Genomic DNA, 12,821 nt, shown 5'->3' on the forward strand with positions numbered 1-12,821 from the left:
GTTCAAATTATATTTAAATTCTCAAAGTTTTGTCAATCATTATATTAATGAGCCGGAGTTAAAAGTTCTGCCTCCAGTTTCTGTCTTTGAAGTCTTTTCTTTTTTCTGCTCGGCATTTTTTCGTGTAAATACTGGAAAATCACAAACATCACAGGAATAATGAACACTCCGAATACAACTCCTGTTAACATTCCGCCCACAGTACTCATCCCGATCGAATGGTTACCTTTCGCAGAGGCTCCCTGAGTCCAAACTAACGGCAGCATCCCGATGATGAAGGCAAACGAGGTCATTAAGATCGGTCTCAAACGTAATCTCGAAGCCTGAAGTGCAGATTCCAGTAATGATCTTCCTGCATTTCTTCTTTGGACGGCGAATTCTACGATCAGAATTGCGTTTTTCGCCAATAATCCGACCAGCATGATCAATCCGACCTGAACGTAAATGTTGTTATCAATTCCAGCCAGTCCCGTGAAGGCGAATACTCCGAAAATACCTGTAGGAATCGTTAAAATAACGGCAAACGGAAGAATGTAACTTTCGTACTGCGCTGCCAGTAAGAAATAGACAAACAAAATACTTAACATAAAGATAAAAGTAGTCTGTCCGCTTGTTTTAATCTCTTCACGGGTGATTCCTGTCCATTCGTACCCATAACCTCTCGGAAGTGATTTCTGGGCTACTTCTTCCACTGCTTTAATCGCATCTCCGGTGCTGTAACCCGGCTTCGGTGTTCCGTTGATTGTTACGGCATTGAAAAGGTTGTTTCTGGTCACCGTTTCAGGTCCGAAACTTCTTTTTAAAGTCACCAATGTTTTTACAGGAACCATTTCGCCGGATTTATTTTTAACATAAATTCCCTCCAGAGAATTCGCATCGGTACGGTAAGGAATATCTGCCTGAGCCATTACTCTATAGTATTTTCCGAATCGGTTGAAATCTGAAACAAAGCTGCTTCCGTAATAGATCTGCATCGTCTGCATTAATTCTGTAATTGAAACGCCTAACTGATTGGCTTTATCATTATCCACCTCAATCGTGAATTGCGGATTTCCTGCTGCATACGTTGTAAACGCGAAGGCAATTTCCGGACGTTTCATTAATTCTCCGATGAAAGCCTGAGTATTGGTTCCTAATTGTTCCAAAGAGCCGTTCGTTCTGTCCTGAAGCATAAATTCAAAACCGGAAACGTTACCAAATCCCTGAACGGTAGGGAAGTTGAAGAAGAATGCATTGGCATCTTTCACCTGCGAAACCTTCCCTGTTAATCCTGCTGCAATCTGATCGGGATCGCTGATTTCACCTCGCTGATCATGGTCTTTTAGTTTAATGAAACCTGCGGAATACGGAGAAGCGTTGGCGTTACTGATGAAATTCAGACCGTCTGCAACCCAGAGATTTTTTTTCGCTTTTTCACCGTTGATGATTTTATCAATCTGCTCTGTTGCGTTATGTGTTCTATCCAATGAACTTCCCGGAGGAGTATTCACTGCATACAAAATGAAACCCTGATCTTCGGTAGGAATAAATCCTGACGGTGCTTTTTTAATTAAGAAAACACTTGCGGCAGTTAGTAAAACCAGTCCTCCGACGGCAACCCATTTGTTTTTAATTAAAAATTTAAGACTGTAAATATATTTCTTCGTTAAATTATTAAAGCTTGTATTGAAAGCATTGAAAAATCTCGCTCCGAAACCTGTTTTTTTCCCATGTTCACCGTGTTCTCCCTGAGGATCATTTAATAATAGAGCACAAAGAGCCGGACTTAATGTTAAGGCATTCACCGCAGAAATCATAATGGCAATTGCCAGTGTAAAGGCAAACTGTCTGTAGAAAACTCCTGCAGGTCCCTGCATGAAACCAACCGGAATAAATACGGCACACATCACCAGAGTAATGGAAATAATCGCTCCGGAAATTTCACTCATCGAACTTGTGGTGGCTTGTTCCACAGGCATTCCGGTATGTTCCATTTTGGAGTGAATCGCTTCCACAACAACAATCGCATCATCCACTACAATACCAATGGCGAGTACCAAAGCAAACAAAGTCAGCATATTGATACTGAAACCAAATAACTGTAAGAAGAAGAAGGTACCGATAATCGCAACCGGAACGGCAATGGCAGGAATTAAAGTAGATCTGAAATCCTGAAGGAAAATATACACTACAATAAATACCAGGATAAATGCGATCACTAAAGTTTCAACAACCTGATGAATAGACGCGTCTAGGAAATCTTTAGAATTGTACATGATGATCGGTTCCACTCCTTTTGGAAGCGTTGTTTTGAACTGGTCTACCTGTTTTTCAATTTCCGTTAAGATCTCGTTGGCGTTGGAACCGGCAGTCTGCATAATCGCAAATCCGGCTACCGGTTTCCCGTCCACTCTGTTAGCTGCTGTATAGGTATAAGATCCGAATTCTACTCTTGCCACATCTTTTAATCTTAAAAATGAACCGTCTGTATTGGCTTTAATAGCAATGTTTTCGTAGTCTTCGTTCTTGTTTAATTTCCCTTTATACTTTAAAATATATTCATAAGTTTCCTTGCTTCCCTGTCCCAAACGACCCGGAGCGGCTTCTAAATTGTGATCTTTCACCGCGTTCAGAACTTCCTGTGGCGAAAGTCCGTTTGCTGCTAATCTGTCCGGTTTCAGCCAAAGTCTCATGGAATAATCTCTCGTTCCGAAAACCTGCGCCTGCGCCACTCCGGGAATACGCTGAATCTGGGGAATGATATTAATTTTCAGATAATTCTGTAAAAAAAGTTCGTCATATTGTTTAGGATCGTTACTGGATAATCCCATGAACATGATCATACTGTTTTGTACTTTCTGCGTAGAAACTCCGGCCTGAACAACTTCCTGCGGAAGCTGGCTCATTGCTTTCGATACTCGGTTCTGTACGTTTACTGCTGCGTTATCTGCATCAGAACCCTGCTTGAAGAAAACATTCAGCGTCATCGTACCGTCGTTACTGGAGTTGGAAGTCATGTACGTCATGTTTTCAACCCCATTCACTGCTTCTTCGATAGGCGTAGCTACAGAACGTGCAACAACCTCCGAATTTGCGCCCGGATAAAATGCCGTTACCTGAACACTCGGCGGAGCAATATCCGGAAAGAGGGCAATGGGTAAATTAAAGAGGGAGAGCGCCCCCAATAATAAAAGTATTATGGAGATCACGGTAGAGAGTACCGGTCTTTCTATAAATTGTTTTAACATAAGAAGTTTATTTTTTAATGTGGTTTAAACTTTTTAGCTTTAAATTTTTAAACACTTAAGTAGCTTTTAGTTTATTTAAAAACTTTGCATGCAGTTCACTTTAGCTGAAAATCAAAGATTTTCAAAACCTTATATGTACTTATTAAGCGATTGCTTTTTAACTTACAATAACTTAAGTGTTTAAAAACTTTTGTGGTTAAAGAAGTTTAAGCGGTTATAATGGTTTTGCTTTCAGTAAGCTGTCGGATGAAATCGCTTTCGGCTTAATCGAAGCACCATCTTTTAACATTCCGATTCCGGTGAATACGATTTTTTCTCCCGGTTGTATTCCTTCGGAAATAAAATAATAGTTTTCAGTCTTTCCTGAAATTTTTACAGGTTTACCGGTTACTTTCTGGTCTTTGCCCACCACATAAACATAGGTTTTATCCTGAATCTCAAACGTAGATTCCTGAGGAATAACTACCGCATTCGATATCAATTGAGGCATACGAACTCTGCCTGTATTTCCTGTTCTCAACGTTCCGTTGGTATTGGGGAAAACTGCACGAACGCTGATTGCTCCTGTAGATTTGTCGAACTGTCCGTCTACGATGCTCATTTTTCCTTTTTGTGGATAAACACTGTTGTCGGCAATCACTAAATCCACCATCGGCATATTTTTCAGTTTTTCTTCTAAACTTGCGCCCTCATATTTATTCTGGAAAGCGATAAAATCAAGTTCACTTAAAGAAAAGTAGGCGTAAATCTCGCTGATGTCTGATAGTAAAGTCAGCGGATTCGCATCTGTTCTGGAGATCAGACTTCCTTTTTTGTGAGGAATTCTTCCGATGTATCCGCTTACCGGAGCCGTGATGGTTGTAAATCCGATATTAATTTTTGCTCCTCCAACTGATGCTTTCGCCTGTGAAGCGGCGGCAACTGCAGCGGCGTAATTTGCTTTTGCCGTTCTCAATTGTACCTCAGAAACGACTTTTGCAGCAACCAAAGGCTCTAATCTGTCAACTTCCACTTTAGCTTTCTGGATATTGGCATTGGCAACCTGTAAATTGGCATTTGCCATATTCATCTGCTCTCCGTAAGCTCTTGAATCTATTTTAAATAATGGCTGTCCGGCTCTTACGTATGCGCCTTCTTCCACGTAGATTTTATCTAAATATCCGTCGACCTGAGATCTTATTTCCACGTTGTTTTTTCCTTCCAAAGCGGCAGGAAATTCCTGATAGGTTGTTGCAGGAGATGTAATGACGGTATAAACGGGCAGTTCCGGAGCGGGTGGAGCAGCGTTGGCTCCTTCTGCAGCCTTTGTACAGTTTTGTAAAAGGATAATTCCTGAGAGAAGTACAATGAATCTTATTTTTCCAAATATTTTCATTTTGAGTTTAATTTTTAATGAAGTGTTAGATTAAGTAGTGATGTTTTTAATTTGAATTCTGTTATTTTTTCTAACGGTGTTAATTTTTAGTTCAAAAAAAATTATAGAATTCTTAATGTCGACTTTCAGATCGTTGTTTTCATAGCTGAAATTTTTAATGTGGTTAGATATGACTTATATGAGGTGTGAAGTGTGTTACTTTTGCTAACGGTGTTAATTGTTAAAGTAAAAAAAGATCAATAATTAATTGTTTACATTCTGCATGATTGTTTTTTTAATTTTTAATTCGGTTTAAATGAATAATTTACATTAATGGATGTTAATATTCCTAACGGTGTTAATTTTTAGTTCAAAAAAATTTATAAAGACTTAATGAAAGCAGAAACTGTTTCATCTAAAGTCGTTTTGTTCATGGTAGAAGGAATATCGTCATTACGCATCATCATGATCGAAATCAAGCCATGAACTGCTGAAAATAAGGCGTGTGACATATGACAGGCGTTATCAGGATTGGATCCGTTTTTCTTAATAATCTCGTATGTACACTCGTAAAGCATATTCTGGAAAGAAGAAAATTCTTCCTTCATCATTCCTTTTCCGCTGCACTGCATTCCCAATCCGAACATTAGCTGATAATACTCTTTGTTTTTAAATGCAAACTTCCAGTAAGCATCCACAATAGCTTTAAGTTGTTCGTCCGGAGCTTCATATTCTCTCTGGGCTTTCAGTAATTCTATGTGTAAACAGTTGAAACCATTCAGCGAAATTTCGTACAAAATCGCTTCTTTGTTTTCAAAATAATCATAAACCACCGGTGCGCTGTATTCTATGGCATCAGCAATTTTTCTCATGGAAAGGGATGCCCATCCTTCGGTTTTAGCCAAAGAAAACGCCGCATCCAGAATACTGGCGCGTATATTTTCTTTCTCTCTTTGCCGACGTTCGTGCAGACCCATGATTTTTAATTACTAACAGTGTTAGCAAAACTACAAACTTTTGAGGATATCTTCCAAACAAATTTTACGCTTTAACTTTTAAAGTAAGATTTTGAAGATGTCTGTACATTGGCTGGATGCCGGAAGGATGTGAGCTGGAGGTTATTTCTAGATAATATTTGTTTAATTATTGTAAAAATTAATATAGTTTATAGTCCCATTCAATCGATGGTAATTTCTGAGACTTCCATCTTCTCGCATCCATCCTCCATACTATAATAATCAAGAAATTCTATATCTTTGTAACCAAATAAAAAAGTTATGAATACTCCCTCAAATATGATCGAACTGGGTACAAAAGCTCCTTTTTTTGAGCTTCCGAACCCGTCAAAAAGTAACGAAATTCAGTCTTTGGATGATCTGAAAGGCGAAAAAGGAACTTTGGTGATCTTTATGTGCAACCACTGTCCGTTTGTTCTTCATGTCATTGATAAATTAACCGAACTGTATGAAGATTACAACGAAAGAGGAATTGAATTTATCGCCATCAACTCGAATGATGTGGAAAAATATCCCGCAGATTCTCCTGAAAAGATGATTGAATTCCAGATTGAAAGAAAGTTTGATTTCCCTTATTTATACGACGAAAGTCAGGCAATCGCAAAAGCGTATGATGCAGCTTGCACACCGGATTTCTTTTTCTTTGATGAAAAACTGGATCTGATCTACAGAGGACAGATGGATGATTCCAGACCGGGAAATCACAAAGAAGTAACAGGAGAAGATCTGATTATTGCTTTCGAAAATCTTTTGTTGGGAGAACCTCAGGAAGAAATTCAGAAACCGAGCATGGGATGCAATATCAAGTGGAAGTAATTTTTGGCTGATAATAATAGCGGGCTGTCAGTTGATGGCTTTGCAATTCAAATACATAAAGCTGTTCTTTTTGAACAGCTTTTTTTGTTTTGTAATGATTTATAAATGAGTTAATTAATTTTAGTTAGAAAAGTTATCCACAATTTTATCCACAGAGTTATCCACAATTTATTTTGCTAAAAACTGGCTTTCACTTTTACTTTTTCTTCAACTTTTAAATCTACATTCACCCTGTTCTGTGCAAAATTTTTCATGAATTCGGAAGGGGTCTTTCCTGTATATTTTTTAAACATTCTGTTGAAATACGTTACGTTATTAAAACCACAGCTATAGCTGCATTCTGAAATACTTTTATCCTGTGCCATCAGTAAACAGGCTTTATTGATTCGGTACCGGTTCACAAATTCGGTGAAAGTGATCTGAGTTGCTTTTTTGAAAAAATTACAAAATGCAGGTAAAGTAAGATTGGCAAGTTTGGCGACGTCCTCAATGTCAATTTCTTTATCATAATGATGTTCCACGTAGGTGAAAATATTTTCCAGTCTTGTTTTGTTTTTGGAAATAATCGTGTAAGGCATGATTTCCTTATTCAGAAGTTCGTAATCATCACATTTTGAAAGCTCAAAAAGAATTTCCAGCAATAAAAGATATCTTTTGTAGCCTTCAGATTTCAACATCAGCTTTAGTTTCGGAAGCATATTGATATGAACCTCATCATGAAAATGAATTCCGTATTTTGACAGTTCCAGAAGATTTTTGATTGATCTGGCTTCAACTTCCTGCTGTGGAAACTGCAGGATTTCTTCCTTAAACTGTAAAACAATTTCTTCATGCGGATCGATAGAATTCAGTCCAAAACCGGAGTGGGGGATATTGGAACCAATTAACACAAGATCTCCGTTCGTATAATTGCTTTTGTGATAACCAACATGCCTTGTTCCGCTCCCGGAAACTATACAGACGAGCTCAATTTCGGGATGATAATGGTATTCCCATTTAAATTCCGAGATGGGAGAATTGTTGTGAATGGTGCGAAAAGAGCTCTTTTCATCGGGGACAACACGTTCAAAAGTGACTTTCATTTAGTTAATCATATTTTGAAGCCTAAAATAATAATTATATTAATATAGTTCAAATATTCATTTATGATGTTAAATTAATGTTAAGGCAAATGAATATATCTTAGCCCACAAGAAATTATATGAATGAAAAATTTCAATATTAAGGCAGTTTTATTTTTAAATTATTTTGTTTTCGCGATTCTTCTGAATTCAGTGGGAACAGTAATTTTACAGATGCAGCAAAATTTCGGGATCTCCAAATCTTCAGCAAGTGTTCTGGAGGGTTTTAAAGATCTGCCGATTGCGATCTGCTCATTCATTCTGGCTTCGTTCTTACCCAAAATAGGAATCAAAAGATCGATGCTGATCGCTTTGCTTTTGGTAAGCTGTATGTGTTTTGTAATGCCTTTTGCCAACGAATTCTGGTTTTTCAAATTGCTGTTTACCATCGTCGGGGTTTCTTTTGCGTTAATTAAAATTTCCGTTTTCACTTCCATTGGTTTGGTAACGGATTCAGATAAAGAGCATTCAAGTTTTATGGGTTATCTGGAAGGTTTTTTTATGATCGGCGTATTAATGGGAAATGTTTTATTCAGCTTATTCATAGACGACCACAATCCGAGATCGACCCATTGGCTGAATGTATATTGGGTTTTAGGAGGACTTTCGGCTCTGTCTTTTCTGTTCCTGTTTTTTACCAGATTAAATGAAAACGAAGCGAAAAGTGAAAAAACAGATTTGCTGGGAGATCTGAAAAACAGCGTGAGTTTATTCAGCTATAAAAAAGTCCTGTTCTTTTTACTGTGTGCTTTCCTTTTTGTTTTGGTAGAGCAGAGTTTCCAGACCTGGACGCCGACTTTTTACAAGGAAATTTTAAAAGTTCCGACTTCCATGAGTATTCAGGCGGGAGCCGTTTTGGCGGGAGCTTTCGCACTGGGGAGATTTCTTTCGGGTTTTTTCTCTAAAAAATTCAGTTGGATTTACGTGGTTTCTTTTTGTGTGGTAGGTTTTGCCATAAGTATTTTATTGGTTCTACCTTTAACTCACAATATTAGCATTGATGCGGGAACGACCTGGTTAAATGCTCCTTTGGTTGTTTACTTATTTCCTTTGATGGGCGGTTTATTGGCTCCGATTTATCCAAGTATCAACTCGGTGATTTTAGCATCTATTCCCAAATATTTACACAGCGCAATGTCGGGTTTAATTGTGGTTTTCTCTGCAATCGGAGGAACCATCGGATCGATTATTACAGGTTTTGTGTTTCAGGAACTCAGCGGACAGCAGGCATTTTACCTTTCATTAATACCGCTTTCACTGTTGATTGTTTCAGCAGTTATTATGAACAAATTAAAAATAAATCCTAAAAAATAAAATGAACAAGCAATTATATATACATGAAATTCAGGCTCTTTTTGATGATGTACAGAGATCAGAGGTTTTTGAAGATCAGAAGATGATGACGGATGCGGTTCCTTTGTTTCCGGTCGAAGAAATTAATGCAAAATATGAAGCGGAAAAGCAGTCGGAAAATTTTGATCTGAAAGAATTTGTCCTGTCAAATTTCGATTTTTTAGGAGCTAAAATTTCGATTCAGAGGGAGAATCATCTTCCGATTGAGGAACACATCGAAAAATTATGGGATGAACTGACAAGAACAGCCTATGAGGAAAAAGGAACTTTGCTGAAACTTCCAAAACCGTATGTGGTTCCGGGAGGGCGTTTTAACGAATTTTTCTACTGGGACAGTTATTACATCATGTTGGGACTTCAGGTTTCAGGAAGGGTGGAAATGATGGAAAACATTATTGAAAACTGTTCTTATCTTATTCAAAATTTAGGATTTGTACCGAATGCAAGCCGCACTCATTTCTTAAGCCGTTCTCAGCCGCCCTATTTCTCGTTGATGCTGGATCTGCTTTTCGAAACAACAAAAGACGAAAATAACTACATCAGATACTATGACACTTTAGAAAAGGAATATGCTTTCTGGATGAGCGGAGCTGAAAAACTGGAAAATGGTTCGGCGGTAAATAGAGTGGTGAAAACAATTCACGGAGATGTATTGAACAGGTATTATGATGCTGAAAACATACCGCGTCCTGAAAGTTATTTAATTGATATTGAAGACAGTGAAAATGCGGGAGAAGAATTTTACCGAAACATCAGAAGCGCCTGCGAATCGGGTTGGGATTTTTCCAGCAGATGGTTTGCAGACGGAGAACATATACAGACTATTGAAACGTTGAATCTTGCCGAAGTTGATCTAAACTGCCTTTTATGGCATTTGGAAAAAACACTCGCAAAATCCTCATCGCTTCAAAAATTAAATGAAAAAGAAATTGATTATTCTGAAAGAGCAGCAAAGCGAAGACAAATAATAGATCAGTATTTCTGGGACGAAACTTCCGGAACGTACAAGGATTATCATATTCAAAAAAACACAAACACAGCGTCTGAACATATTGCTGCTCTTTATCCTTTATTCCTGAAAATCGCGAGTGAAGATCAGGCAAAGGCAGTTGCGAAAAATATTGAAGAAAAATTTCTGTATCAGGGAGGTTTGGTAACGACTACTCAAAACACAGGTCAGCAATGGGATTTTCCAAACGCTTGGGCGCCGTATCAATGGTTGGGTTATCAGTCGATGAAAAACTACGGTTTTGATGATCTGGCTGAAAAAATTAAAAACAACTGGTGCAGCAATGTGGAAAGGGTATACAAAAACACCGGAAAACTGATGGAAAAATACAATGCTTTAGACATCGAAACCGTTGCAGGAGGCGGAGAATATCCTAATCAGGATGGTTTCGGATGGACAAACGGAGTGTATCTCAAATTAAAAAAGAATTAAAACTAACAAATAAAAATCAAATAAGGCTATGAAAAAAAGATCGATGTTTTTACTTGCCGGTATTGCAACCTTGTATTACAACAACGCATACGCTCAGGAAACTCCTAAAGATTCCACGAGATCGGCTTTCATCGAACAGGTGGTTATTACGGGTAACTCTAACCCGAAGAAGAAAATAGAATCGAGTACGGCGATTTCTACTTTTACAGCAAAAGAAATCCAGAAACAAAACCCGATCAGTGCGGCAGCTTTGCTACAGCGTGTTCCCGGTTTTGCGGTAGAAACTTCCGGTGGTGAAGTAGGAAACAACCTTTTCGCAAGAGGTATTCCTTCTGCGGGAGCGTATGAATTTGTACAGGTTCAGGAAGATGGTCTTCCCGTGTTTGAAGACGGAGCATTACAGTTTGCGAATGCAGATAATTTCTTCCGTGTAGACAATTCGGTAAGCAGATTAGAAGCTTTGAGAGGAGGTTCAGGTTCTATTTTTGCGAACAATTCTCCGGGAGGTTTAATTAACTTTATTACCAAAGAAGGCGGAAACGATTTCAGAGGAACGGCAAAACTGGAAACCAGTACTTATGGTTTGATGCGTACTGATGTAAATGTAGGAGGAGCTTTGGTTCAGGATAAATTATTCTTCAATGTAGGAGGTTTTTACAGAACGGATGACGGAATCAGAAAAACAGGTTTTAAAGCCAATCAGGGCGGACAGATCAGAATGAATCTGAAATATGTTTTCGATAAAGGTTATGCCAAAATCTATTACAAAAAACTGGATGACAGAAATACATTTTTCCTTCCGATTCCTTTGGTACAGAACGGAAATGATCTGAAAGAGTTTTCCGGTTTTGATGCCAATTACGGAACGTACAGTTACAGAAACATCAGTCAGTTGAATATTCCACAAGTAGGCGGAGGATTTTTCAGCAGAAATTTAGAGGATGGAATTCATCCGAAAGTTGATGTTCTGGGAGCGGAATTCAAATATGATCTTGGTAGCAATTTCTCTGTTTTAAACAAGACAAGATATACCAATATCAATATGAATTATACGGGAATTTTCCCTGCAGGCGGACCTCAAAGTGCGGCTGATTTTGCTAAAGGGGCAGGAATTGCAGGAAATACATTCCAATATTCAATGGTAAGCAACGGAGCGGTGGTAAATCCGGGCTACGTTCAGAAATTAGGATTCTGGGCAATCGATAAGCAGATGAATAATTTTGTGAACGATTTGCAGTTCAGTTATAAGTTTGATAAAGGGAATGTAACGGCTGGTTTCTACAAATCTAACTGGAAATCCCATCAATACTGGAACTGGAGCAATATTTTAACTACCGCTTCAGACAAACCGGAATTGCTGAATTTGGTGGATACTTCATTAACGCCAAACAGTGTAGGTTATTCTAAAACGTACAATGGGGTTACCAATATGTCGTTCCTGTTGAGAGATTCTCAGATTCAGGGAAGTCTGAATGATCTTTATCTGAATTTGGATTACAACATTACCGATGATCTTAGTTTTAACGGAGGAATTCGTTACAGCCGAGATTTCTATAAAGGTTACGGGGTGAACACGACGAGCGGAAATCTTAACAATTCCGGATTGACTACTGACGGAACGCACAGTTTTGCAACAACCACTGCGGACGAAAATATGTCTGTTTTAGGCAATAAATACACGTACTGGAATTTTGATGTGAATAAAGTTTCTTTCACAACGGCGCTGAATTATAAAATCAATAAAGAAAATGCAGTGTATGCCCGTTTCTCCAATGGTTTCAGATCGCCGAATGAGGAAGCGTACTACAACAATATGAATAATTTATCTGTTGTAAAGCCGGTAACAACCAATCAGTTGGAAGTGGGGTATAAGTACTACTCAAGAACGTTTGATGTGGCGGTAATTCCGTTCTATTCTACATTGAAAAATCTTTCGTTTACCGATGTGTATTCAGACGGAAGCTCAGAGAACAAATTTGCAAATACCACGAACTTAGGAGTTGAGCTGGAAGGATACGCAAGATTATTCAACAACGTGTTTGAAGTAACATTCAACGGAACGATCCAAAGTCCGAAATACAAAGACTTCACGGGAAGAAATGCAGACGGATCTACATTCAATTATGACGGAAATACCGTGAGAAGAATGCCGAAATTCTACTTTAATATTTCTCCTGCGGTAAATCTTACCAAAGAATGGAGAGCTTATGTAAGCATGAATTACTACGGAAAACGTTTTCAGGATGAGAAAAATGCGCAGACTCTGCCTTCTTTCTCAGAATTTGGAGCGGGAACTTCTTATCAGTTAGGCAAAATCCGTTTTGCGGTGGACGGAACCAATATCTTTAATACCATCGGAATTACAGAAGGTGATCCAAGAGCCGGATCTCCATCGGGAGACGGAATTATTATGGCAAGACCAATTATGGGTGCTGCGGTAAGAGCTTCCATTACGCTGGATTTCTAAAATTTATTTCTTCATATAATTGATAA

At 38.4% G+C, this 12,821-nt stretch carries 8 protein-coding genes; 4 read left to right on the forward strand and 4 right to left on the reverse strand.

Annotated features, from left to right (window positions below; genetic code table 11):
- Nucleotides 1-44: 44 nt before the first annotated feature.
- The 3 genes from BW951_RS05620 to BW951_RS05630 form a co-directional block, all read right to left on the reverse strand.
- Nucleotides 45-3,227: an efflux RND transporter permease subunit gene (locus BW951_RS05620; RefSeq protein WP_076390883.1), complete on the reverse strand. Its 3,183-nt coding sequence runs from the start codon at nucleotides 3,225-3,227 to the stop codon at nucleotides 45-47.
- Between the two features lie 214 nt (nucleotides 3,228-3,441).
- Nucleotides 3,442-4,602: an efflux RND transporter periplasmic adaptor subunit gene (locus BW951_RS05625; protein ID WP_076390884.1), complete on the reverse strand. Its 1,161-nt coding sequence runs from the start codon at nucleotides 4,600-4,602 to the stop codon at nucleotides 3,442-3,444.
- Between the two features lie 359 nt (nucleotides 4,603-4,961).
- A complete protein-coding gene (locus BW951_RS05630; RefSeq protein WP_076390885.1) occupies nucleotides 4,962-5,558 on the reverse strand; it encodes a TetR/AcrR family transcriptional regulator in 597 nt (198 codons plus the stop codon).
- 300 nt (nucleotides 5,559-5,858) lie between these two features.
- Between BW951_RS05630 and BW951_RS05635 the strand changes: the two genes are divergently transcribed.
- Nucleotides 5,859-6,413, forward strand: a complete 555-nt coding sequence (locus BW951_RS05635; protein WP_076390886.1) for a thioredoxin family protein — start codon at nucleotides 5,859-5,861, stop codon at nucleotides 6,411-6,413.
- A gap of 176 nt (nucleotides 6,414-6,589) precedes the next feature.
- Here BW951_RS05635 and BW951_RS05640 read toward each other — a convergent pair whose 3' ends face one another.
- Nucleotides 6,590-7,495: an AraC family transcriptional regulator gene (locus tag BW951_RS05640; RefSeq protein WP_076390887.1), complete on the reverse strand. Its 906-nt coding sequence runs from the start codon at nucleotides 7,493-7,495 to the stop codon at nucleotides 6,590-6,592.
- Nucleotides 7,496-7,618: 123 nt separating this feature from the next.
- Between BW951_RS05640 and BW951_RS05645 the strand changes: the two genes are divergently transcribed.
- The 3 genes from BW951_RS05645 to BW951_RS05655 are packed head-to-tail and all read left to right on the forward strand — an operon-like array spanning nucleotide 7,619 to nucleotide 12,795.
- The gene (locus BW951_RS05645) at nucleotides 7,619-8,848 is read left to right on the forward strand and encodes an MFS transporter (RefSeq protein ID WP_076390888.1); all 1,230 of its coding nucleotides are present in this window, start codon (nucleotides 7,619-7,621) and stop codon (nucleotides 8,846-8,848) included.
- A gap of 1 nt (nucleotide 8,849) precedes the next feature.
- Complete coding sequence (locus tag BW951_RS05650) at nucleotides 8,850-10,328, forward strand: trehalase family glycosidase (RefSeq protein WP_076390889.1); 1,479 nt, start codon at nucleotides 8,850-8,852, stop codon at nucleotides 10,326-10,328.
- A gap of 28 nt (nucleotides 10,329-10,356) precedes the next feature.
- Complete coding sequence (locus BW951_RS05655; RefSeq protein ID WP_076390890.1) at nucleotides 10,357-12,795, forward strand: TonB-dependent receptor; 2,439 nt, start codon at nucleotides 10,357-10,359, stop codon at nucleotides 12,793-12,795.
- The last annotated feature ends 26 nt before the right edge of the window (nucleotides 12,796-12,821 follow it).

Source organism: Chryseobacterium gambrini, assembly GCF_900156825.1.
GTDB classification, from domain to species: Bacteria; Bacteroidota; Bacteroidia; order Flavobacteriales; family Weeksellaceae; genus Chryseobacterium; species Chryseobacterium gambrini.

What these genes read in the sequence shown, in the direction of transcription:
- BW951_RS05625 (WP_076390884.1), bottom strand. Translation starts at nt 4,602, where the DNA reads ATGAAAATATTTGGAAAAATAAGATTCATTGTACTTCTCTCAGGAATT.
- BW951_RS05640 (WP_076390887.1), bottom strand. Translation starts at nt 7,495, where the DNA reads ATGAAAGTCACTTTTGAACGTGTTGTCCCCGATGAAAAGAGCTCTTTT.
- BW951_RS05620 (WP_076390883.1), bottom strand. Translation starts at nt 3,227, where the DNA reads ATGTTAAAACAATTTATAGAAAGACCGGTACTCTCTACCGTGATCTCC.
- BW951_RS05635 (WP_076390886.1), top strand. Translation starts at nt 5,859, where the DNA reads ATGAATACTCCCTCAAATATGATCGAACTGGGTACAAAAGCTCCTTTT.
- BW951_RS05630 (WP_076390885.1), bottom strand. Translation starts at nt 5,558, where the DNA reads ATGGGTCTGCACGAACGTCGGCAAAGAGAGAAAGAAAATATACGCGCC.
- BW951_RS05655 (WP_076390890.1), top strand. Translation starts at nt 10,357, where the DNA reads ATGAAAAAAAGATCGATGTTTTTACTTGCCGGTATTGCAACCTTGTAT.
- BW951_RS05645 (WP_076390888.1), top strand. Translation starts at nt 7,619, where the DNA reads ATGAAAAATTTCAATATTAAGGCAGTTTTATTTTTAAATTATTTTGTT.
- BW951_RS05650 (WP_076390889.1), top strand. Translation starts at nt 8,850, where the DNA reads ATGAACAAGCAATTATATATACATGAAATTCAGGCTCTTTTTGATGAT.